This window comes from Nonomuraea sp. NPDC003804, from assembly GCF_040610675.1.
Lineage (GTDB): Bacteria > Actinomycetota > Actinomycetes > Streptosporangiales > Streptosporangiaceae > Nonomuraea.
On record NZ_JBEXMT010000039.1, the window covers coordinates 21356 to 42762 of the forward strand.

Sequence of the window (21407 nt, forward strand, 5' to 3'; positions counted from 1 at the left end):
ATGTCGTTCCCCGAGTGGGGGCTCTTCCACCACGGCGACCGGCCCGGCTTCGTGCGCCGGATGCTCGACTGGATCGCCACGCACAACGTCGTGTATCACTCGATCACCGACTACTGTCCGCACGGCGTCTGGCAGTGCTCGTCGAACCCGAACTCCTCGGAGCTCTTCCGGACGATGGTGCAGTCGCAGGTCCGCGCGACGCTTACCCCGCTTCCGGTGACACCGACCCCGGAGATCCCGACGCCCGTGCCGAGCCCGTCCGCGACCGCACCCGGCACGCCCGACCCGACGCTTGCCCCGACGTCGGGCACGGCGCCGTCCTCCACGGCGGAGCCGGTCACGGGACCGGCCACGACGGGGCCCGAGCCCACGGAGCCGGTCACCACAGGCCCGGTCGTCACGGCCCCGGCCACGCGGGACCCGGCCGTACCGACCCCTCTGGCGCCGACCCCGGTCATCCCGGCCCCGGTCACGCCCTCGCCGGTGCTGCCCGTCGCGCAGGCCCCCGGCGCACCGGACGAGGTCCCCGCCAGCCCGGTCCCGCGGCCGATGCCCGCGCCGCCGCCCACGCCGCCGGTGCCTGCCCACCCGCCGTTCGCCGTCCGCAGCGTGTGCTGGGCGAGCTCGCCGAAGGCGACGGCGGCGTCGAAGGCCGCGGAGCGCGCCGCGGCGGCCAGCCCCTCGGCCGCCGCGAGGCCCGGCTGCGACAGCCTGAGCAGCAGGGCCTCGGCCAGGGCCGCGACGTCCTCCGCCGGCACGGCGGCGCCCACGCCGTCGCCGACCAGCTCGGCCAGGCCCGGCACGTCGTAGCAGACCAGCGACCGCCCCGTGGCCATGGCCTCGAGGGCGGTCAGCGGCAAGCCTTCCCAGCGCGACGGCAGGACCACCACGTCGGCGGCGACGTACCAGGGGCGGACGTCGGCCACGTCGCCGACGAAGCAGACCCCGGGGACGTCCAGCGCGCGCAGCTCGTCGTGCAGGTCGCCGTCGCCGACGAGCACGAGCCTGGCCTGCGGGCACTCCTCGACGACCCGCTCCCATGCCGACAGCAGCAGGTCCTGCCCCTTCTGGCGGGTGATCCTGCCGACGCACACGGCCAGCGGCGCCGACCAGAGGATGCCGTGGCGCTCCCGCGCCGTCGCCCGTTCCTCCTTGCCCGCCGGGCGGAACCGGCGCAGGTCGACGCCGTTGCGCACGACGACCTGGTCGCCGCCGACGCCGTGCCGGCGCGCGAGCGCCGCCTCTCCCTCGCCCACGCAGACCGTCAGACCGGTCCAGCGGGCGGCGCGGCGCTCCCACGCCAGCGCCGCCCTGGCCACCAGACCCCGGCCGGCCAGCCATGACCAGCCGTGCGGCTGGAAGAGCGTGGGGATCCGGCCGCGGATCGCCGCCCTGCCGGCCAGCCCCGCCTTCGACGAGTGCAGGTGGACCGCGTCGGGCGCGAACGCGTCGACCAGCCGGCGCAGCCGGCGGATCGCCACCAGGTCGCGCGGGCCGGGGTCCCGTCCGGCGGGCCAGTCGAGCCAGGGCACGCCCAGCTCGGCCAGCCGTCCGCGCAGCGGTCCCGTCCCAGGACATGCGACCGCGACCTGCCAGCCGCGCCGTACCTGGTCGGCCGCCGCCGCGGCCACGTACGCGCCCACGCCGCCGTCGACGGGCTGCGTCACGTGCAGCACGCGCGGGCTCGTGGACGCGGCGCCCTTCACGCCTCGGCTCCACTCATCGCGGGAGCCTTCTCGTCAGGGGCGGCGTCCGGCTCCCGCCTGCTCCTGGGACGCACGTACGGCGCCGCCAGGTAGAGCAGGCCGGTGACGAGTGCCGCCGCCGCGCCGCCGACGCTGAGGTTGACCAGCAGCACGGGCGACGACGGCGAGGTGGCGACCGAGGCGGTGGCGAAGCTGGTCAGCCGCACCCTGGTGTCGGCGGCGTGCCCGTTGGCGTAGAGGATCAGCGCCGAGGCGGCCTGGTCGGCCCGCGCGGCCGCGTCGAGCGCGGTCGCGGCCTGCGCGGTGAGCCTGATGATGGGCGCGTCGGGCGAGGCCGTCGCGCTCAGCGTCCCGCCCGCCTGCTCGTTGCCGATGATGAAGGGCTGGACGGCGATCCTGGTGTAGGCCTGGGCGAAGTGCACCGCCTGCGCCATGTCGCCTTCCGACACCACCACGACGTAGGCGTCGGAGGTGTAGACGGGTTCCTTGGCCAGCGAGTAGAACAGCCCCCCCAGCACACCGAACAGCAGCGACAGCGGCAGCCACAACCGCGCCAGCCACTGCGTCACCTGAGCCCGCTTCGATGTCATCGCTACTCCTTGTCGGCGGCGGCGCCCAGCAGGCGCCGGTAGAGCGCTTCCAGTTGGGCGACCTGATGTCGGATGTCGTAGAGCCGGACGGCTCCTGGAGGCGCCAGCCGGGCGGGCCGCGTCGCGGCCAGCGTCCTGATCTCGGCGCCCAGCCCGCCCCCCGGGACACGCCGCGCTCCGGGCGCGGCGTCGGGGGGCAGGTCGTCGATGGCGGGGCAGGTGTCGTACAGGACGGGCAGCCCCGCGGCCAGCGCCTCGACCACGGCCAGGCCGAACGTCTCCTCCTGCGAGGGCGCGGCCAGCACATCCATCGCCGACAGCACGGCCCGCATGTCGGCCGACTCACCGGCGAAGACCACGCGGCGCTCGACCCCGAGCGCGCGGGCCAGATCCTCGAGCCGCCGCCGCACCGATCCCGTTCCGACCAGCAGGAGGAACGCGTCCTCCAGGCCCTTCATGGCTTCGATGAGCAGGTCGAAGCGCTTGCCCGGCTCCAGACGGCCCACCCCGCCGACCACGAAGGCGTCCTGGGGCAGCCCGAGTCGGGCCCTGGTCCGCTCCCGCAGCCGCGGGTCGTAGCGGAACGCGTCGGCGTCGACGCCGTTGGCGATCACCACGATGCGCGAGCGCGGGATCCCCCACGTGGCCAGCCGTTCGGCCACCGAAGGGGACACCGCCACGGTGGCGTGGCCGAGAAGCTCGCTGGCCAGGTAGAGCTGCCTGATCGGCATGGTGATGCGCCGGCCCTCGATCCGCTCGTCCCCGATCGAGTGCTCGGTCGCCACGATCGCGGGGACGTTGGCCAGGCGCGCGGCCAGCCTGCCGTACACGCAGGCCCGGTACAGGTGCGCGTGGACCACCTCGAACCGGCCCGCCCGCATCAGCCTGGCCAGCCGGCCGACCGCCCGCAGATCGCGGTTGCCGCGCATGCCGAGCTGGTGGACCGGGACGCCGCTCGCGCTGATGGCCTCGGCCACCACGCCGAGCCCCGTCAGCACGGCGACCTCGCACCGCGCGCTCATGTACGGCAGCAGCGTCCGCAGTTGCTGTTCGGCGCCGCCCGCCGCGAGCCCGGTGATGACGTGCAGGACCTTCACGACCCCCACCGCATCCGGTGTCGCAGCCGCTTGGCGTGCAGCCGCAGCGCTCCGTCACGATCGCCGATGTAGGTGCGCGGCAACGCGTGGACGCCGGTGACCTCGGACCGCCAGATGGCGCACGCGTAGCCGTAGCCCGCGTCGCGGACGGCGGCCACCTCGCGGGCGCCGACGTGGCCGTACGGGTAGCAGAAGCCGGTCACCTCGGTGCCGGTGATGTCCTCCAGCCGCTCCTTGCTCGCCACCAGCTCGTGCGCGAGCTCGTCGTCGGACAGGGTGGGCAGCGAGCGGTGCCCCACGGAGTGCGAGCCGACCTCCATGCCGAGGTCCGCCATCCTGCGCACGTCGTCGGCGTCCATGAGCGGCTTGCGCGGGTATCCGGCGTCCCAGGCGTTGTGGCCGCCGAGCTCACCCGTGACAGGGAAGACGGTGGCGGTGAAACCGTGCTGGAGGAGGACGGGGACGACCTCGCCGGCGAAGTCCGCGTAGCCGTCGTCGAAGGTCAGCCCGACCAGGCGGCGTGCCGTACCCGGTCGCCGGGCGGCGAGCAGGTCGCGCATCGCGACCCCGCGCAGGCCGCGGCCGGCCAGCCAGCGCATCTGGGCGGCGAACCGGTCGGGTGAGACGGTGACGAGCAGCGGGTCGCTGTCGTACTTCGTCACCGAGTGGTACATGAGCACGAGCGGCATGGCGGTCACGAACGACCTCGAATCCTGATCATCCTGTTGATCTCCTCAGTTCTCGTGAGTGCTGTCACGGCGCAGAACGTCACCGCCATCGCGAGCACGGCGAGCACGAGCGCGGCCGCCGACGGCAGTCCTTCCAGCAGCGAACGCGTGCCCCACCCGGCGGCGGCGGTGACGGCGGCGGCGACGAGCAGGCGGACGGCGGGCCCGGCGATCTCCCGCACCGGCATGCCGACGGCGGGGCCGCGCAGGCCGGCCAGCAGGATCACCGCCGTGAGCGTGATGCCCGCCGCGTTGGCCGCCGCGATGTCGGCCGCCTCCGCCGACGGCGTGGCCAGCGCGATCGTGGCGGCCAGGCCCGCGATCATCGCCATCGCGGGGAACCAGCTCGGGCGCGAGCCGCAGAAGAACACCCTGCAGACGACGCCGACCACGGCCTGGCCGAGCAGGCCGAGCGCGTAGATCCGCATGATCTCTGCGGTCGCCGCGGTGTCGGCGTCGGTGAAGGCGCCGTGCTGCAGCAGCAGCCGCACGATGTCGGGCGCGCACACCACCAGCACGGCGGTGGCCAGCAGCACGATCGCGGCGGCGGCCAGCAGGTCGTCGGTCAGGCGCCGCCGGGCGGCGGCGACGTCGCCCGCCGTGATGGCGCGGACGAGGTGCGGGAAGCTCACCGTGGCGACGACGAGCGAGAGCATCATCGGCACCTGGGCGATCTTCTGCGCGTAGTTGAGGTGCGAGATGGACCCTTCGGCGAGCGACGATCCGACGAACCGCTCGACGAACACCTGCCCCTGACGCTCCAGGGTGAAGGCCGCGACGGGGACGAACGCGCCGAGCGGCAGCAGCATCCTGGCCGCGGGCCGGCGCGGCAGGCCGAGCCTGCGGACGAACGAGGGCGCCTGGACCAGCACCATGCCCAGCCCCCCGATCGCCACTCCCACCGCCGCGGCGGACACTCCGAGGTCGTGGAAGCACCACACGCAGGCGACGATGCCCACGTTGTAGGCCACGGTGACCGTGGCGGGCGGCCCGAACACGTTGTTGGCGCGCAGGGCGGCGCTCGCGTATCCCGCCAGCCCGAACATGAGGATCGTGACCGAGGTGAACCGCATGCAGCCGACCGCGAGCGCGGGGTCCGCGATGCCCGGAGCGAGCAGGCCGACCAGCCAGGGCGCCCCCGCCGCCGTCACCAGGCTCAGCGCCAGCAGCGCGACGCCCATGTGCGGCAGCGTCGCCGAGATCAGGTGCCTGACGTCGTCGTCCAGCTCCGCCGCCCTGCTGAACAGCGGCACCATCAGGAACGCCATGGCGCCCTCGATCAGCAGCGGCGCCGCGGTCTCCGGCACCATCCACGCGACGAGGAAGGCGTCAGTGCCCGAGTCGGCGCCGAAGGTCCTGGCCATGAGCAGATCGCGGCCGAACCCCAGCAGGAACCCCAGCCCGACCAGCACCGCGGTGAGGCTGGCCGCCTTCAGTCCAGGCGCGCCGGTGGACGTCATCGCGCCCACCCGCCCGCGGCCCACGAGAGCCCGACGCCCAGCACCACGGCCGTGACGAGAGTCGGCAGGCCACCGATGTCGGAGTAGGCGAAGTCGACGCTCACCCAGGTGAGCAGCCCGGCGACGACGAGCCCGGCGCGCGTGACCGCCCACAGCAGGAGCGCCGCGAGCATGAGCGTGAAGGCGACGAGCCCCAGCACGCCCTGCTCGCTGAGCACCAGCAGGTACATGTTGTGCGGCGACAGCAGGGGCTGGCGCTGGAAACCGTGCACGGGGTCGTCGGTGTCGCTGCTCGACGACAGGCTGGCGGGCGCGTAGCTGTCGCGCAGCGCGGCGAACCTGCGCGGGCCCACGCCGGTCACCGGGTGGTCCCGCCACATGCCCGCGGCCGTCCGCCACAAATCGTAGCGATCGTTGACCGACTGGTCGGGTTGGGTGACCGACGAGGTCAGCGACGTGATGCGCTGGCCGATCGTGTCGGCGCCCACGCCGACGCCGAAGACGAGCAGGACCCCTGCCGCGGCGGTCACCATGATCACGCGGGCCGCGGTCCGCGTGCCGTACATGACGAGCATGACCAGCCCGGCGCACGCCATCGCCAGCCAGGCGCCGCGGCTCAGCGACAGCACCAGCGGTACGGCCAGCAGCGCCGCGCCGGCCAGCGCGGCGCCCCTGGGCCTGCCCCGCAGGGTCAGCCCCGCGCCGAGCAGGACGATCGCGCCGTAGCTGACCACCGTCGCCATCCCCATGACGTCGAGGGCGCCGAACGTGCCCACGGCCCGCACGCGCTCGCCCCCGTAGGACGCGCCCGTCCCGGTGAGCGTCTGGTAGCAGCCGATGATCCCCTGGACGGCGGCGGCGGCCACCAGCGCGCCGCCCACCAGCCAGGCGTCGACCCTGTCGCGCAGCGTCACCACGACCGCCAGCGGGATCAGCACGAAGATCTGGATGTGCCTCAGGTGTCCCGGCAGGCTGGTGAACATGTCGGGTGAGGCCAGCGTCGCGATCGTCGCCGCGAGGACGACGGGCACGAGCACCAGCGCGCGTCCCGGCAGCGTCGCGCGGCGCGCCGCCAGGCACGCCGCGGCCACGAGGATCAGCCCTACCGACGCGATGTCCGCCGCCGTCACGTGCGCGGCGGCGGCCTGGTCGGCCCGCCCGTCGGGAAGGCAGGTCAGCAGGACGGTCAGGGCCGCGAGGACGCTCGGCCTGCGGACCAGGGTGAGGGGACGCCGGAGGCGGGTGAACACGACGCGCATTTCCTAACTGCCACCAGGGCGAAGCAGGGACCACGCGGTCCTGAGCATGATCTTGAAGTCGGTTCTGAGAGACCAGTCGTCGATGTAGTGGTTGTCGAAGCGGGCCCGGTCCTCGATAGAGGTGTCGCCGCGCAGGCCGTGGATCTGCGCCCAGCCGGTGATCCCCACGGGCACCCGGTGACGCAGGTGGTAGCGCGGCGTCGAGTTGGAGAACTGGTCGACGAAGAACGGGCGCTCGGGCCGCGGGCCGACGATGCTCATGTCTCCCTTGAGCACGTTCCACAGCTGGGGCAGCTCGTCGAGGGAGGTCTTGCGCAGCGCCTTGCCCACGGGGCCGAGCCGGTGGTCGTGCGCGATGCTCCAGCGGGTCGCCGACTCGTGGGCGTCCACGGGCTTGAGCGTGCGCAGTTTGATCAGCTCGATCGGCTCGCCGCCGTAGCCGACCCTGCGCTGCCTGAACAGCACGCCGGGGCCGATCTCCCAGCGCACCACCGCCGCGCACACGGCCAGGATCGGTGCGCTGATCAGCAGGCCGACCATGGCGGCCGCGATGTCCAGCACCCTCTTGAGCGGCCAGGTCACCCGGGCCTGGGGGGCGGGACGCATGCGCAGGAGGGTGAAGCTCCGCACGTGCTCGCGCAGCGGGACGAAGTCGACGAGGACGTCGCCGGGCTCCGGCGCGAAGTAGACCGCGCACCCGAGCGACCTGGCCGTCCTGGCGGTCGCCTGGTCGTCCTGGCCCGCGATGACGACGGCGCGCACCCCGTGGTCGCGCAGGATCTCGCGCAGGTCGCCCGGCTTGCCGAGCACCGGCAGCCGCAGCTCGGATTCCTCGCCGTCGTTGATGAAGCCGATCGGCAGCAGGCCGTACTCGGGATGGCCGAGCAGGGTGACGGCCAGGCGCTGCCCGTGCCGGTCGGCGCCCACGATCACGGTGGGTGTGGTGACGCCGCGCCGGCGGGCGCCCCGCACCACGGAATGGAAGACGCATCTGCCACAGAAGGCCAGGAAGGTGAAGAGCAGGCAGGCCAGGGCGACCACCGTCAACGACGTACTTCCCCAGAAGGCGGCGAGCGACGCGGCCAGCCCGGAGCCGGCCAGCCAGAACCCCCGGTCGAGGCTCGACGGCAGGATCCGCGGCTCGTAGCCGCGGCCCGCCGCGTTCACCGCCACCACCAGCGCTCCTGCGAGGGCGACTCGCGCGGCCCCCTGGCCGGCCGCCAGCGAGGTGACGGTCATGCACGCCAGGTCCATGCCGACCAGGCCGAGAGGTTGGACTGCCGCCCAGCGTCTCGACCGTCGGTGCCCCGCCCGTTCGCTGGCATGGCGGTCATCCCTAACAGGTACAGCCATCATTTCTCCGGAATAAATCACCTTAAGTCGGGCATGCGTGAATTGCCCGACTAATCCAGTCAAGGATCACCGGCGGCTCTTGCGGGTCTCTTGTCTTTGCTCTTGGCGAGGTGCCGATATTTGCCTCCGCATTGCGCGAGAAATGCCGCAACAAAGGCCTTGATCGTAGCCCTCCGGCAATCATCGTTTCCGGCACCGTGCAGGGGAAACGGAAGATTGGCAGGCAAGATTTCATTGACAGTGAGTTGGCGCGGGAAATACCAGTTACTCGTTTATGGTCCCGCGAATGCCGATCGCGGCCGGTAGGCGCCGGCCGCGATCGGGGAAATCACCGTTATTGGGAGCCGATGGCGTGTCTACCGCCGTGTCGGCGGAATCCGGCCCGGCACCGGACGATCGCCCGACGGGCGCGACCACCACACGCCCGTGCCCCCGGTCAGCGCCGGCAGCTGCCTCTTGACCTCGTTGACCGAACGGGCGGGCAGCGACCCCGTGACAAGCGTGGGAGAGGTGTCGGCCAGCTCGGCGCCCAGCGCGGCCAGCCTGGCGACGACCTGACCGAGCGCGGCGGACGGGATCTCCACCTCGAAGGCATGGCACGGCTCGAAGACCCTCGTGCCCGCGCGGGCCAGCGCCGACCGCAGCACGACCGGCGTCAGGCCGCGGAAGTCGCCCGCGGTGCTGACCGGCGACGCGTAGCCGGATCTGGTCAGCGTGACCGTGCAGTCGACGACCGGCCAGCCGTACCGGCCCTCGCGGAGGGTGGCGCGGACGGTGTCCTCGATCGCCTGGTCGAAGCTGGGCGGGAGCGCGCCCAGCTCCACCTCGCGCCGGAACGTGAAGCCCTGGCCCGGCTCGACGCGCAGACCCACGGTGGCCCAGAAGTGGTGCACGGCGTGGTCGTCGATGTCGGCCACGTCCGCGCCCACGCCGACCGGCCGCTCCAGGTAGACGGGCGTGCTGTCGGCGAAGACCGCCTCGACGCCGAACTCGTCGCGCAGCCGCTCGGCCAGCACCTCCTTCTGCACCTCGCCGTAGAGCAGCACCGACGAGCCGCCGCCGGGCAGGACGCGGGTGCTGATGAGCGGGTCCTGCTCGGCCATCCAGAGCAGCGCGGAGTGCAGGCGCGCGGAGTCGGCCGGGTCGACCGCCCGCACGACGGTCTCCAGGCCCGGCGGCGCGAACGCGGAGGTCTCGCCGCCCTCGTCGGACAGCCGGTCCCCGACACGGGCCCGGTGCAGCCCCCAGACCTTGGCGATGTTGCCGGCGGTCAGCGTCGGCTCCTCGGCCGCGCCGACCACGCGCAGCGCGGTGATCTGGCCCCCGGCCAGCTTCTGCCGCGGGCGCACCTCGCCGGAGAACAGCCGCAGATAGGCGACCTTCCGCCCGGCCTGGTCGCGCTCCACCGCGAAGATCGTGCCCGACAGCCCCTCCTCCCTCGGCGCGGGCACCGGAAGCAGGTCGCGGATGCCGCCGAGCAGCTCGGCCACGCCCTGCCCGCCGACCGCCGACCCGTGGAAGACCGGGTGGATCTGGCAGCCGGCCGTCCGTACGGCCAGCGTCTTGAGCAGCTCGTCGTGGCTCGGCACCCGGCCTTCCACGAGCGCCTCCAGCAGCGCGTCGTCGTGGTCGGCCAGGGCTTCGGCGTCGATCGGGACGGGGACGACGCGGCCCTGCCGTACCCGGTTCATGGCGATGACGGGCAGCCCGGCGAGGATGTCGCGCTGGAGCGCCCCCCTCCTGTCGATCTTGTTGACGAACAGGAGCGTGGGCAGGCGCATCTTCTTCAGGGTCTTCAGCAGGACCTTGGTCTGCGCCTGGATGCCCTCGACCGCCGAGATCACCAGGATGGCGCCGTCGAGGACGCCGAGCGCCCGCTCGACCTCGGCGACGAAGTCGGCGTGGCCGGGGGTGTCGATGAGGTTGACCCGCAGACCGCCGATCGTGAAGGAGGCGACGGCCGAGCGGATGGTGATGCCGCGGCGGCGTTCGATCGCCCCGCTGTCGGTCTGGGTGTCTCCGCCGTCGACGCTGCCGAGCCGGTCGATGGCGCCCGCGTCGAAGAGAAGTCGTTCGGTGAGGCTGGTCTTACCCGCGTCGACGTGCGCGAGCACGCCGATGTTCAGGGTGGTCATGGATGCGTGGAACCTCGACAGGAAGAAGGACAGGACGCTGGGGTGCCGCGAGGCTCTGCCGCATCTGGTCCTCCCTGAGGTTCGTGGGCCTCCTATCGTGCCGCCACGCGGCCCGTCGAGTCGACCGGTTTTTCCGCGGTCACCTGCGTACCTGGGCCTCGAGCGCGCGCATGCGCGCCGACGCCAGCTCCAGCACCATGCGGGTGGCGGGGGAGAGCGCGGGCCCGTGCACGATCGCGAACGTGTCGTGCAGCGGCGGGTCGAGCGGCGCCCACCGCAGGTTGCCGGGCAGCCGGTCGGCCAGCCGGTGCAGGACCCCTCGCCACGTCACCGTCGCCGCCAGGCCGCGCGCGGCGATCTCCAGCGCCATCTCGGGATCCTCCACCTCCACCCGGGGCCGCAGCACCTGCCCCGCCGCCTGAAGGGTGCTGGTGAGCGTGCGGCGGGTGGTGTCCTCCTCCCGCCAGCTGATGTTCGGAAGCACGAGCGGGCGGGCGGCCAGCTGCTCGGGCGTGACGGGGCCCGAGAGCTCGGTGCTGACGAAGACCAGCTCGTCACGCAGCACCGGCGTCACCGACAGCCCCTCGTCGGCGACCGGCACAGTCGCGACCGCCGCCTCCAGCCTGCCCCTGCGGACGTGGTCGAGCACCTCGGCCGAGTTCTGCCCGATCAGCTCGACGCGCACGCCGGGATGCCGTTCGAGGACGTCGGCGACCAGATCGGCACCCAGGTAGAAGCGGGCCGTGCCGAACAGGCCCAGCCGTACCGTGCCTGTCAGCATCTCGCGGACCGCGGCCACCGCCCTGCGCGCCTCGTCCACCGCCGCGATGGCGGCCAGCGCGTGCGGGCGGAGCGCGAGCGCGGCCTCGGTCGGCACGACGCCCCTGCCCACACGCAGGAAGAGCGACACGTCGAGGTGCTGCTCCAGCAGGCGCACCTGCTCGGAGATGGACGGCTGGGCGTAGCCGAGCGCCGCGGCGGCGGCGGTGAACGAGCCGTGCTCGAAGGCGGCGAGGAAACAGCGCAGCTGGTGCAACGTCGTCATAGAGGTAATTCCTGCGGATTCCAAAGGAAAGCAAGGCTACCTCGATGGCTCACGGCTGCCTAGGTTGCCGGGCATGGGAGTGCTGTGGTGCCTGATCTCCGCCGCGGCGTTCGGCCTGTCGCCGACCTTCGCCAAGGAGGCCTACCAGTCCGGCGCGAGCGTGACGGAGCTGCTGACCGGCAGGTTCGTCATCGCCGCCGTCGTGCTGTGGGCCATCTGCGCCTGGCGCAGGCCCGCGCTTCCGACGAGAAAGGTGATCGCCACCGCGGTGGGGCTCGGCGCCGTCGGCTACGCCGTCCAGGCGCTGTGCTACTTCGGCGCGGTCGCCAGGATCGACGCCTCGCTGGCCGCGCTGCTCCTCTACACCTTCCCCGCCCTGGTCACCGCCCTGGCCGTGGCGCTGCGCAGGGAGTCGCTCGACCGGCGCAAGCTCGCCGCGCTCGCCTGCTCGGCCGTGGGCCTGGTGCTGCTGCTCGGCCTCGGCGGGGTGGCCGAGGGCGGGACCACCGGCGTGCTGCTCGCGCTCGGCGCGGCCGTCGCCTACTCCCTCTACCTCACCGTCGCCGACGGCCTGCCCGCCGACGTCGACGTCTACCTGCTGTCGGCCATCGTCTGCACGGCCGCCGCCATCACGCTGGGCTTCGCCGGCGGCTTCCAGGTGCCGGCGACCGCCGAGGGCTGGCTGTGGACCGGTCTGCTCGGCCTGGTGTCCACCGTGCTGGCCATGGCGACCCTGTTCGTGGGCGTGCGGATGCTCGGCGCGCCCACCGCGGCGATCCTGTCGTGCGCGGAGCCGGTGGTCACGATGCTGTCCACGTCCCTCGTGTACGGCGAGACCCTCACGCCGGGCCAGCTCGCGGGCGGCGTCGCCGTCCTGACCGCGGTGCTGGTGCTGCGGCTAGACCTCGACTTTGTACGGCAACGCCAGCTCGTCGGCAGGCACGCCCCTGATACCCCAGTTCACAGCGGGCATCTCGATGATCGTTAGCTCGATGTCGTCGGTCGTGATCCCGAGGGCCGGAGCCTTCGCGAACACCTCGCGGATCAGCGCCCGCTTGGCCTCGTCGCTGCGCCCGGTGAAACAGACGATCTCCACGATGAGGTAGCCGTCGCCGCGCTGCGGGCAGATCAGGTCGTCGGCGTCGAGCAGCAGGAAACGGTGGAACCTCTTGTCCTCCGGCAGCCCCCACGCCTTCGTGACGCACGCGTGCAGCAGGTCGGAGACCTCCCGCTGCCGCCCCGCCCACACATCTCGCCGTCCGAAGACCTTCACCTGCGCCATGTCGGGCACTATACAAAAGTGGTACGTATCCTCCTCGCCGATGACGAGGCCATGATCAGGGCTGGGGTCGGCGCGATCCTCAGCGTGGACCCCGCCTTCCAGGTCGTCGCGGAGGCGGGCGACGGCAGGCAGGCCGTCGACCTCGCGATCAGTCACCGGCCCGACGTCGCCCTGCTCGACATCCGCATGCCGAAGCTCGACGGCCTCGCCGCCGCGGCCGAGATCCGCCGGGTGGCCCCCGCCACGGCGGTCATCATGCTCACCACCTTCGGCGAGGACGACTACATCGCCAAGGCGCTCGACGTCGGCGCCAGCGGCTTCCTGCTCAAGGCGGGTGATCCGCGCGAGCTCATCGCGGGCGTCCACGCCGTCGCAGGCGGCGCCGCCTACCTGTCGCCCAAGGTCGCCCACCGGGTCATCACCCAGATCAGCGGCGGCAGGATGGGGCGCGGCGCCCACGCCCGCGACCGGATCGACGTGCTCACCGAGCGGGAGAAGGAAGTGCTCGCCCTGGTCGGCGAGGGGCTGTCCAACGCGGAGATCGCCAGGCGGCTGTTCATCGTCGAGGGCACCGTCAAGGCCTACGTCAGCACGATCCTCACCCGGCTGGAGGTCCGCAACAGGGTGCAGGCGGCGATCGTCGCCTACGAGGCGGGCCTCGTGATCGGGGTCACCGGGGACCGATAGCCTGGCCTTGATGTACCGACTCCTGTTCACGCAGGTCTTGCGGCGGTTCGACGCCGAGGCCGTGCACCACGCGACCGTCAGAGCGCTCGCGCTGCTCTCCACGTTGCCGCTGCTGAAGCGGCTGCTCCACCGGCTTCTCGCACCCAGCGATCCCGCGCTGCGCGTGACGGCCTTCGGCGTGCACTTCCCCGGGCCGCTCGGGCTCGCCGCCGGGTTCGACAAGGACGCGGCCTGCGCCGAGGCGCTGTCGGCGTTCGGCTTCGGCCACGTCGAGGTCGGCACGATCACCGCCCACGCCCAGCCCGGCAACCCGCGGCCGCGCCTGTTCCGCGATCTCGGGAAGCACGCCGTGATCAACCGGATGGGGTTCAACAACGCGGGCGCCCACGCGGCGGCCCGCAGGCTCCGCCGTACCAGGGGCGTGCCTGTCGTGGTCGGGGTCAACATCGGCAAGACCAAGGTCGTGCCGGAGTCCGAGGCGGCGGCCGACTACGTCGCCGGCGCCAAGGAGCTCGCGCCGCTGGCCGACTACCTCGTCGTGAACGTCAGCTCGCCCAACACGCCGGGGCTGCGCAACCTGCAGGCCGTGGAGCTGTTGCGGCCGCTGCTCGTGGCGGTCAAGGAGGTCGCCGACGCCACGCCGCGCCGTACGCCGCTGCTGGTGAAGATCGCGCCTGACCTGGCCGACGCCGACGTCGACGCGGTCGCCGACCTCGCGCTGGAGCTGGGGCTCGACGGGATCATCGCGACGAACACCACCATCCAGCACGGCGGGGAGACCGGCGGGCTGTCGGGACGGCCGCTCAAGGGGCGCTCGCTCGAGGTGCTGCGCCGGCTGCGGGCGCGCGTGGGCGACCGCCTGACGCTGGTGTCCGTGGGCGGTGTCGAGGACGTCGACGACGTGTGGGAACGGCTGCTCGCCGGGGCCACGCTGGTGCAGGGCTACACGGGGATGATCTACGGCGGGCCGCTGTGGGCCTCGCGCATCCACCGGCAGCTCTCGCGCCGCCTGCGCCGCCACCGCACCACGGTCCCCCAGCTGATCGGCCGTACGGCCCGCTGACCCGCGCGCCCCGACGAGCCCCGGACGGGCACGCCGGCGGCGGTGCGGTCTCCCCCTTTCGGGGGTGCCGCGACGGATACTGCTGTCGTAGCTTGTGGCAACCAGCGAGAGGAGTTGCCGCCATGGGCGCGACCAGCAACACCGAGATCTATCGCACGGCCCGCGACCTGCTGCTGAACCTGGTCGGGCGGCACGCCGAAGCGGTCGAGCAGTTCGCCTGGCCGCGGTTCGAGGCGACCTTCAACTGGGCGGTCGACTGGTTCGACGCGATCGCCCGCGGCAACGACCAGACGGCGCTGTGGGTGGTGGAGGAGGACGGCTCCGAGGCCCGCTACACCTACGACGAGATGGCGCGGCGGTCGGACCAGGTCGCCGCCTTCCTCGCCGGGCAGGGCGTCTCGCGGGGCGACCGGGTGATGCTCATGCTCAACAACCAGGTCGAGCTGTGGGAGTCGATGCTGGCGGTGATGAAGCTGGGCGCGGTCATCCTGCCGGCCACCACCGCGCTGGGCCCGTCGGACCTGTCGGACCGCATCGACAGGGGCGGGGCCCGCTACGTCGTCGCCAACGCCGCCGACACCGCCAAGTTCGACGAGGTGAAGGGCGACTACACCAGGATCTGCGTGGGTGACGCCCCGGAGGGCTGGGCCGCCTATCGCGACGCCTACGCCGCTCCCGTCCCTCCGGCGAAGCACCCCGGCACCGCGCCCGCGGACCCGCTGCTGCTGTACTTCACCTCGGGCACCACCAGCAAGCCCAAGCTGGTCGAGCACACCCAGGTCTCCTACCCCGTCGGGCACCTGTCGACGACCTACTGGATCGGCCTGCGACCCGGCGACGTCCACCTGAACATCAGCTCGCCCGGCTGGGCGAAGCACGCGTGGAGCTGCTTCTTCGCGCCGTGGATCGCCCAGGCGACGATCTTCGTCTACAACTACGGCAGGTTCGACCCCGCCGCCCTGCTCGACCAGATCCGGCGGGCCGAGGTGACGACGTTCTGCGCGCCGCCCACCGTCTGGCGGATGCTGATCAAGGCCGACCTGTCGGGCGGTCCCGGGCGGCTGCGCGAGGCGGTGTCGGCCGGCGAGCCGCTGAACCCCGAGGTGATCGAACAGGTCCAGCACCACTGGGGCCTGACCCTGCGCGACGGCTTCGGGCAGACCGAGACCACGCTGTCGGTCGGCAACATTCCCGGCATGCCGGTCAAACCCGGCTCCATGGGGCTGTCCGCGCCGGGCGTGCCGGTGGTGCTGGTCGATCCCATCACGGGCGAGCCCGCCGACGAGGGCGAGATCTGCATCGACCTGAGCCGCAGGCCGGTCTCGCTCATGACCGGCTACCAGGGCGACGAGCGGCGCCACGCCGAGGCCATGGCCGGCGGCTACTACCACACCGGTGACGTGGCCGCCCGCGACGCCGACGGCTACATCTTCTACGTCGGCCGCACCGACGACGTGTTCAAGGCCTCCGACTACAAGATCTCGCCGTTCGAGCTGGAGAGCGTGCTCATCGAGCACCCGGCCGTGGCGGAGGCGGCCGTCGTGCCGTCCCCCGACGAGGTACGGCTGGCGGTGCCCAAGGCGTACGTGGCGCTGGCGCCCGGCTGGGAGCCCGGCAGGGAGACCGCGCTGGCGATCCTGCGCCACGCCAGGGAGAAGCTGCCGCCGTACCAGCGGGTGCGCCGGCTGGAGTTCTTCGAGCTGCCGAAGACGGTGTCGGGGAAGATCCGGCGGGTGGAGCTGCGCGGCCGGGAGGAGCAGGCCGCGCAGGGCCAGAGCGCTCTGCCCGAGTGGCGGGACGACCAGTTCCCCGAACTGCGCTCGTGACGCTCGGCGCCGCGGTGGCATGGTGGTCACCGGGGAGGTGAGGGGGCCGGGAGGCCCCCCGAGCGAGCTTGCCCTCAGATGCTGGGCCGGGTCGAGGTGGCCGACTGCGTCTTCTCGTCCAGGCGCTCCATCGCCGACGCCACCTGCACCGTCGCGGGCCGGTGCGGGCGCCCCTTCTGCCACGGGCGCGGCCCCGACAGCGGCCGGTACTCCACGCCGAGCGCGTCGAGCCGCCCCAGGTGCCGCTCCAGCCGTGCCATGAAGTCGGAGCCCGCCTCCCCGCTCCACGCCACCTCGGCCAGCGCGCACGTCCGCGGCCACGCCCGGTAGTCGAGGATCCGGGCGTCGGGGATGCGCTCGCTCCACAGCTGTCCCTGCAGGCCGACCACCCGCTCCCGCTCCTCCGGCGCCCACGAGGACGGCGCGGGCTCGAAGGAGGCGACGTCCGTCACCGTGATCGTGTCGCCGATGGCCATGGGCTCGTCGCAGGACGAGGCCTCGGCGTAGTCGAAGTACAGCGGGAAGACGGGGGTCGCGATCACCGAGTGCCCGGCGGCGGCGGCCCTGCGGCCCACGCCCATGCCGCGCCACGGCATGACCAGCGTGTCCTGGCGGAGCGTGCCGCTGACGAACGCCTCGTCCCACACCACCGCCCGCGCGCCGCGCTCGGCCAGCACGTCGGCCAGCCGCCGCAGGAACCAGGCGTGCAGCGCGCCCACGTCGGCGAGCCCGAGCGACTCCCGGTAGGCGCTGATCTCCGCCGAGGCTTCCCAGTCGTCGAGCACGCACTCGTCGCCGCCGACGTGCACGTACGGCGTCTCGCCCAGCGCATCCAGCAGCTCGTCGAAGATCGTGGTGAGGAAGTCGACGGTCGCCGGCAGCGGCGACAGGATGGCGGGGGAGATGCCCCACCGGTCGAGCACCTCGAACGGCTCGCCCGTCGCCCCCAGCGCCGGGTAGGCGGCCAGGATGGCGCTCGCGTGGCCGGGCACGTCGATCTCGGGGACCACCACGATCTGGCGCTCCCTGGCGTACTGCGCGATCTCGGCCAGGTCGTCGAGCGTGTAGTAGCCGCCGTGCGGGATCCCGTCGTAGGTCGACTCGTCGCGGAAGTAGTTGGTGGCGGTGCGCGCCCGGTGGGAGGCGACCTCCTGCAGGCGCGGGTAGGCCCTGCTCTCCACCCGCCAGCCCTGGTCGTCGACCAGGTGCAGGTGGAGCCGGTTGAGCTTGTGCACGGCCATCAGGTCGATCGCCCGCAGGACCTCCCGCTTGGGCAGGAAGTGCCGCGCCACGTCCAGGTGCAGCCCGCGCCAGCTGTGGGCGGGGGAGTCCTCGATGCGCACGCCCGGCACCACCCACGCCGCGGCCGGTACGGCACTGCGGTAGGTCGCGTCGGGAAGCAGCTGGTGCAGCGACTGCGCCGCGTAGAACGCGCCTGCCCTGCCGCCCGCGGTGATCTCGACGCCGCGGGAGCCGACGACCAGGCGGTAGGCCTCATCGCCGAGCGCGGGGTCCAGCCTGACGTCGATAGCGCCCGTGTCACCGGGGCGCAGGTCGAGGATCGGCAGCGCCCGCCGTACGGCGTCGGCCAGGTCGGCGGGCCCCGAAACGGTGGCCCCTACGGTGAGCTCGTAGGAGCCGGACAGCGCGGACAGAACAGTCGGGCGAGGCAGCAGCGTGTTCATGCCGCAGATGATGTCACTTCAAATAGTTTTGCAAACCGTTCGCCAGTCCCTGCGCGATCTGCTGCCGGAACGCGGGGTCCTGGAACTTGGCGGCCTCGCCCGCGTTGCGCATGTTGCCGGACTCGATGAAGATCTTCGGGACCGTCGACAGGTTGAGCCCGCCGAGGTCGTTGCGGAAGCTGAGCGCCTTCGCCCCGATGTAGGTGGAGTACGGCAGGCCCGTCTCCTTCTTGAACGCGTCACGAACCGCGAGGCCGAGCCGGCGCGAGTCGTCGACGACTGGGTCGACGGGGCCGTTGATCTTCTTGGGCATGATGACGTGGAAGCCGTGGTTGGCCGGGGCGGAGCCGTCGGCGTGCACCGAGATGGCCGCGTCCGCCTCGGCCTTGTTGCCGATGGCGGCCCGTTCGGTGATGCAGGGCCCGACGCTCGTGTTGTTCTTGCGGGTCAGCTTCACGGTGGCGCCCCGCTCTTCGAGGATCTTCACCAGGCGCTGGGAGACGTCCCAGGCGAAGGCGGCCTCGCTGTAGCCGTTGTTGGTGGCGGTGCCCGTGGTGTCGCAGGGCTTCCACTGGGTCAGGACGTTGACCTGGCGGTTGATGGCTTTCGGGTGCTTGGCGTTGCCCCCGTTGTGGCCCGGGTCGACCACGATGACCTTGCCGTCGAGCGGCTTGTCGCGGACGGCCACCGCCGCGGCGGCGGCAGCGGCGGCCGGTCGGGTCTCCACGGGCGCGGCGACTCTCTCACCGCCGGCGTCGCTGCCGCAGGCGGCGGCGGACAGGCCGAGAAGGGCGAGAGTGGAAGCGGCTAGAACACGCATGCGCTCCAAAATACGTGACGCCGCGAGGTCACCAGACGTGTTCGCCGACTTCCTGCCGCTGCAGCAGGGCGGCGAGTTCCCTCGCGTCCTCGGCGTCGAGGCCCAGGACGACGCGTGGGCGGCCCCATGGATGGTCGAGGGAGTGGGCCACGTAACTGGCCACCGACTCGGCCCCGCCGTCCGTTCCCCGCCCGCGTTCCGCGCGCCAGTGCGCCCAGGCGCGCTCGAGCTCGGCCGCCGCGCGCTGGGCGCATGACACAAGTTCTGGATCACGCATGACTGTCCCCCGGGTCAGATACAGCAGTGACCCGTCCGAGTTAACAACCGAGGCGGGAGGGCGCCCCGGTGTTTGACCAATCTTTAGGCGGGGCCTGTGCTCCGCCGTACGATCAGCTCCGGTGTGACCTGACGCAGCCTGGCGACCTTACCGGGATCCTGGATCCGGTCGCTGAGCAGTGCGGCCGCCGATCGGCCCATGGTTCGCCTGGGCTGGTCGACGGAGGTGAGTGAGATGTGGTGGACGGCCGACAGGTGGGTGTTGTCGTAACCGACCACGGACAGGTCCTCGGGCACGCGCAGCCCGAGCTCGCTGGCCGCCGACAGCACGCCGAGCGCGACGACGTCGTTGGCGGCGAAGATGGCGGTGGGCCGGGGATCGCGGGTCAGCAGCGCGCGTGCGGTGCGCCTGCCGCCCTCCTCGGTGCTTTCACCGTGCTCGACCATGATGTACGGCGCCAGCGCGTGGCGCCGCATCGCGACCAGGTAGCCCTCGCAGCGTGACGAGCGCGTGCCCTCGATGTGCGCGATCCGCTTGTGGCCGAGCTCGACCAGGTGGTCGATGGCCAGGCGGGCGCCGAGCTGGTCGTCGTCGACCACGATGTCGACGTTGTCGAGCTCGATGTCACGTTCCCCTACGACGACCGTGGGAGTGTAGGAGGTCGCCTCGATGAGGGTTTCGCTGGTCGGAGCGATGCCGAGCAGCACCAGTCCGTCCACCCTCAGTTCGAGGAACGCTTCAACGGCTTCGTCCTCGAAGGCCGGGTCCCACTGGCTGTTGCCGATCAGCATCCTGAGACCGTCGCCGTGCAGGCTTTCCTGCAGGCCGTCCAGGAACTCGGCGTAGAAAGGGTTGTGCAGGTCGGCGACGAGCGCGCCGACGAGGTGCGTGCGGCCCTCGACGAGACTGCGCGCCACGGCGTTGGGGCGGTAGCCGAGCTCACGAGCGGCCTGCAGTACGGCTTGCCGGCGATGCTCGCTGACGTGCGGAGATCCGCGAAGCACGAGCGACACCAGCGATTTGGAGACGCCGGCACGTTCGGCGACATTCCGGATGGTGGGTCTAGGGCGGGGCAGCGTGTCCACTGCCCCGACGACGGTTGTGTTGACTGGCGGTCCTGACATGTGTCTCCCCCGCGATGCGTTGGATGGGCACCTGTCTCACCAAACGATCGAGGACGCGGCAGGGTACGGGCCCGAGCGTTATTGGGCATCGGCTCCGCTAGTGTGCAGGTGTGACACCCGGGAAATCCGCAGGCAGCGGCACCCGTCCTGCGCGGCGCAGACTGAGCGTGGACCGGCGCCGCGAAGAGCTCATGGCGGCCGCCCTGGAGCTGTTCAGCAAGCATGATGCCGAGGACGTCTCGATCGACGACGTCGCCTCGGCCGCGGGTGCCTCGCGTGCCCTCGTCTACCACTACTTCGGCGGCAAGCAGGAGCTCTACGTGGCCGCGCTCAGGAGCGCGGCCGAGCAGCTGGAGTCGCGCCTGCGGCCGCAGGACGGCGGCAGGCCGCTGGAGCAGCTGGCCCTCGGGCTGCGGCGCTACTTCGACTTCGTCGAGGAGCACGCCGCGGGGTTCGCGGCGCTGCTGCGCGGCGGGCCCGCCAACCGCGCGGGCGAGGTCGGCGAGATCGTCGACGGCGTACGGCAGCGGCTGTTCCTGATGATCCAGAAGCAGATGCGGGTCGACGAGCCGAGCCCGGTACTGCGCACGACCGTGCGCTCGTGGATCGCCTCCGTGGAGACCGCGGGCCTCGACTGGCTCGAGCATCGCGACATCGACCGTGCCACGCTCGAGAAGATGCTCGTCGACCACATGGTGGCGCTGCTCGGCGTGGCCGCCGTCTACGACCAGGGCGTCGAGCGGTTGCTGCTCGACCTGGCCTGATTCCTGGCCTGATTCCTGGTCTGATTCATGGCGGGTCGCATCCACCGTGGCCGACAGGCCGTGGGGGACCGTACCAGGTGGTGGACCTCGCGCACGCTTCCCGCCGTTGAGTGGGGTGGAAGAATGGCGCCGGGCGGGCGGCGCCAACTCCCGTTTGCGTCCCCCGACGCGCTGGGGACCTGACGTCGTCACGCGGGTGGACCGGGCCGTGGACCCAGGCCCACCGTGAACCCCCCTGAGGATCGTGACGACCCCGGACTCACTCCGAACGCTGCTGCGGGATGCCCGCGAGCAGGGCGCGAACCTCGGTCTCCCGGTAACGCCGGTGTCCCCCCAGGGTGCGAATCGACGTCAACTTACCCGCCTTGGCCCACCGCGTGACGGTCTTGGGGTCGACCCTGAACATGGTCGCGACCTCGGCGGGCGTGAGCAGTGGCTCGGCCTCGGGTGTACGAGCTGACATTTGTGCGGCCTCTCCTCCGTGTGGACCGGCTCAGCGATCCTGC

The 21407-nt window shown here is 72.2% G+C and carries 20 protein-coding genes; 5 read left to right on the top strand and 15 right to left on the bottom strand.

The features are described 5' to 3' along the window. Positions 1–110: 110 nt before the first annotated feature. The 9 genes from ABZX22_RS38640 to ABZX22_RS38680 all read right to left on the bottom strand — a co-directional run bounded on the left by ABZX22_RS38640 (position 111) and on the right by ABZX22_RS38680 (position 11373). The gene (locus ABZX22_RS38640; protein ID WP_354919896.1) at positions 111–1706 is read right to left on the bottom strand and encodes a glycosyltransferase; all 1596 of its coding nucleotides are present in this window, start codon (positions 1704–1706) and stop codon (positions 111–113) included. Continuing rightward, positions 1703–2296, bottom strand: a complete 594-nt coding sequence (locus tag ABZX22_RS38645; protein WP_354919897.1) for a hypothetical protein — start codon at positions 2294–2296, stop codon at positions 1703–1705. Before ABZX22_RS38645 ends, ABZX22_RS38640 begins: the two co-directional genes overlap by 4 nt. A 2-nt stretch (positions 2297–2298) precedes the next feature. Then, a complete protein-coding gene (locus ABZX22_RS38650; RefSeq protein ID WP_354919900.1) occupies positions 2299–3393 on the bottom strand; it encodes a glycosyltransferase in 1095 nt (364 codons plus the stop codon). After that, the gene (locus tag ABZX22_RS38655) at positions 3390–4082 is read right to left on the bottom strand and encodes a polysaccharide deacetylase family protein (protein ID WP_354920062.1); all 693 of its coding nucleotides are present in this window, start codon (positions 4080–4082) and stop codon (positions 3390–3392) included. Before ABZX22_RS38655 ends, ABZX22_RS38650 begins: the two co-directional genes overlap by 4 nt. 5 nt (positions 4083–4087) lie before the next feature. Then, complete coding sequence (locus ABZX22_RS38660; protein WP_354919903.1) at positions 4088–5581, bottom strand: lipid II flippase MurJ; 1494 nt, start codon at positions 5579–5581, stop codon at positions 4088–4090. After that, positions 5578–6831 (bottom strand): O-antigen ligase family protein, encoded by a 1254-nt coding sequence (locus tag ABZX22_RS38665; RefSeq protein WP_354919906.1) that lies wholly within the window; start codon positions 6829–6831, stop codon positions 5578–5580. Before ABZX22_RS38665 ends, ABZX22_RS38660 begins: the two co-directional genes overlap by 4 nt. A 12-nt stretch (positions 6832–6843) precedes the next feature. Then, a complete protein-coding gene (locus tag ABZX22_RS38670) occupies positions 6844–8079 on the bottom strand; it encodes a sugar transferase (protein ID WP_354919909.1) in 1236 nt (411 codons plus the stop codon). Between the two features lie 470 nt (positions 8080–8549). Then, positions 8550–10328, bottom strand: coding sequence for a translation factor GTPase family protein (locus ABZX22_RS38675; RefSeq protein WP_354919912.1), 1779 nt, complete (start codon positions 10326–10328; stop codon positions 8550–8552). Positions 10329–10467: 139 nt separating this feature from the next. Continuing rightward, complete coding sequence (locus tag ABZX22_RS38680; RefSeq protein ID WP_354919915.1) at positions 10468–11373, bottom strand: LysR family transcriptional regulator; 906 nt, start codon at positions 11371–11373, stop codon at positions 10468–10470. 73 nt (positions 11374–11446) lie between these two features. Here ABZX22_RS38680 and ABZX22_RS38685 point away from each other — a divergent pair, with 73 nt between their 5' ends. Continuing rightward, on the top strand, positions 11447–12361 hold the full coding sequence (locus tag ABZX22_RS38685; protein ID WP_354919918.1) for a DMT family transporter: 915 nt from the start codon (positions 11447–11449) through the stop codon (positions 12359–12361). Here ABZX22_RS38685 and ABZX22_RS38690 read toward each other — a convergent pair. Then, entirely contained in the window at positions 12272–12655 is a 384-nt protein-coding gene (locus tag ABZX22_RS38690; protein ID WP_354919921.1) for a tautomerase family protein, read from the bottom strand. The genes ABZX22_RS38685 and ABZX22_RS38690 overlap by 90 nt on opposite strands. A gap of 18 nt (positions 12656–12673) precedes the next feature. Between ABZX22_RS38690 and ABZX22_RS38695 the strand changes: the two genes are divergently transcribed. From ABZX22_RS38695 to ABZX22_RS38705, 3 genes are all read left to right on the top strand, one after another. Then, positions 12674–13342, top strand: coding sequence for a response regulator transcription factor (locus ABZX22_RS38695; RefSeq protein ID WP_354919923.1), 669 nt, complete (start codon positions 12674–12676; stop codon positions 13340–13342). Between the two features lie 10 nt (positions 13343–13352). Then, the gene (locus tag ABZX22_RS38700; RefSeq protein WP_354919926.1) at positions 13353–14405 is read left to right on the top strand and encodes a quinone-dependent dihydroorotate dehydrogenase; all 1053 of its coding nucleotides are present in this window, start codon (positions 13353–13355) and stop codon (positions 14403–14405) included. Positions 14406–14527: 122 nt separating this feature from the next. After that, complete coding sequence (locus ABZX22_RS38705) at positions 14528–16231, top strand: AMP-binding protein (protein WP_354919929.1); 1704 nt, start codon at positions 14528–14530, stop codon at positions 16229–16231. 74 nt (positions 16232–16305) lie between these two features. Here ABZX22_RS38705 and ABZX22_RS38710 read toward each other — a convergent pair whose 3' ends face one another. The 4 genes from ABZX22_RS38710 to ABZX22_RS38725 form a co-directional block, all read right to left on the bottom strand. Then, a complete protein-coding gene (locus ABZX22_RS38710; RefSeq protein WP_354919932.1) occupies positions 16306–17916 on the bottom strand; it encodes a beta-N-acetylhexosaminidase in 1611 nt (536 codons plus the stop codon). A 13-nt stretch (positions 17917–17929) separates the two neighbouring features. Beyond that, positions 17930–18736 (bottom strand): N-acetylmuramoyl-L-alanine amidase, encoded by an 807-nt coding sequence (locus ABZX22_RS38715; protein WP_354919935.1) that lies wholly within the window; start codon positions 18734–18736, stop codon positions 17930–17932. Between the two features lie 28 nt (positions 18737–18764). Continuing rightward, positions 18765–19013, bottom strand: coding sequence for a hypothetical protein (locus ABZX22_RS38720; RefSeq protein WP_354919938.1), 249 nt, complete (start codon positions 19011–19013; stop codon positions 18765–18767). A gap of 83 nt (positions 19014–19096) precedes the next feature. Further along, on the bottom strand, positions 19097–20137 hold the full coding sequence (locus tag ABZX22_RS38725; protein ID WP_354919941.1) for a LacI family DNA-binding transcriptional regulator: 1041 nt from the start codon (positions 20135–20137) through the stop codon (positions 19097–19099). A 110-nt stretch (positions 20138–20247) separates the two neighbouring features. Between ABZX22_RS38725 and ABZX22_RS38730 the strand changes: the two genes are divergently transcribed. Continuing rightward, positions 20248–20901, top strand: coding sequence for a TetR/AcrR family transcriptional regulator (locus ABZX22_RS38730; RefSeq protein ID WP_354919944.1), 654 nt, complete (start codon positions 20248–20250; stop codon positions 20899–20901). A 259-nt stretch (positions 20902–21160) separates the two neighbouring features. On the opposite strand, the gene bldC is transcribed toward ABZX22_RS38730, so the two are convergent. After that, entirely contained in the window at positions 21161–21364 is a 204-nt protein-coding gene (gene bldC, locus ABZX22_RS38735; RefSeq protein WP_013133571.1) for a developmental transcriptional regulator BldC, read from the bottom strand. Between the last annotated feature and the right edge of the window lie 43 nt (positions 21365–21407).

What these genes read in the sequence shown, in the direction of transcription:
- ABZX22_RS38715 (WP_354919935.1), bottom strand. Translation starts at nt 18,736, where the DNA reads ATGCGTGTTCTAGCCGCTTCCACTCTCGCCCTTCTCGGCCTGTCCGCC.
- ABZX22_RS38725 (WP_354919941.1), bottom strand. Translation starts at nt 20,137, where the DNA reads ATGTCAGGACCGCCAGTCAACACAACCGTCGTCGGGGCAGTGGACACG.
- ABZX22_RS38670 (WP_354919909.1), bottom strand. Translation starts at nt 8,079, where the DNA reads ATGACCGTCACCTCGCTGGCGGCCGGCCAGGGGGCCGCGCGAGTCGCC.
- ABZX22_RS38645 (WP_354919897.1), bottom strand. Translation starts at nt 2,296, where the DNA reads ATGACATCGAAGCGGGCTCAGGTGACGCAGTGGCTGGCGCGGTTGTGG.
- ABZX22_RS38685 (WP_354919918.1), top strand. Translation starts at nt 11,447, where the DNA reads ATGGGAGTGCTGTGGTGCCTGATCTCCGCCGCGGCGTTCGGCCTGTCG.
- ABZX22_RS38710 (WP_354919932.1), bottom strand. Translation starts at nt 17,916, where the DNA reads ATGAACACGCTGCTGCCTCGCCCGACTGTTCTGTCCGCGCTGTCCGGC.
- ABZX22_RS38700 (WP_354919926.1), top strand. Translation starts at nt 13,353, where the DNA reads ATGTACCGACTCCTGTTCACGCAGGTCTTGCGGCGGTTCGACGCCGAG.
- ABZX22_RS38660 (WP_354919903.1), bottom strand. Translation starts at nt 5,581, where the DNA reads ATGACGTCCACCGGCGCGCCTGGACTGAAGGCGGCCAGCCTCACCGCG.
- ABZX22_RS38675 (WP_354919912.1), bottom strand. Translation starts at nt 10,328, where the DNA reads ATGACCACCCTGAACATCGGCGTGCTCGCGCACGTCGACGCGGGTAAG.
- ABZX22_RS38690 (WP_354919921.1), bottom strand. Translation starts at nt 12,655, where the DNA reads ATGGCGCAGGTGAAGGTCTTCGGACGGCGAGATGTGTGGGCGGGGCGG.
- ABZX22_RS38705 (WP_354919929.1), top strand. Translation starts at nt 14,528, where the DNA reads ATGGGCGCGACCAGCAACACCGAGATCTATCGCACGGCCCGCGACCTG.
- bldC (WP_013133571.1), bottom strand. Translation starts at nt 21,364, where the DNA reads ATGTCAGCTCGTACACCCGAGGCCGAGCCACTGCTCACGCCCGCCGAG.
- ABZX22_RS38655 (WP_354920062.1), bottom strand. Translation starts at nt 4,082, where the DNA reads ATGCCGCTCGTGCTCATGTACCACTCGGTGACGAAGTACGACAGCGAC.
- ABZX22_RS38680 (WP_354919915.1), bottom strand. Translation starts at nt 11,373, where the DNA reads ATGACGACGTTGCACCAGCTGCGCTGTTTCCTCGCCGCCTTCGAGCAC.
- ABZX22_RS38720 (WP_354919938.1), bottom strand. Translation starts at nt 19,013, where the DNA reads ATGCGTGATCCAGAACTTGTGTCATGCGCCCAGCGCGCGGCGGCCGAG.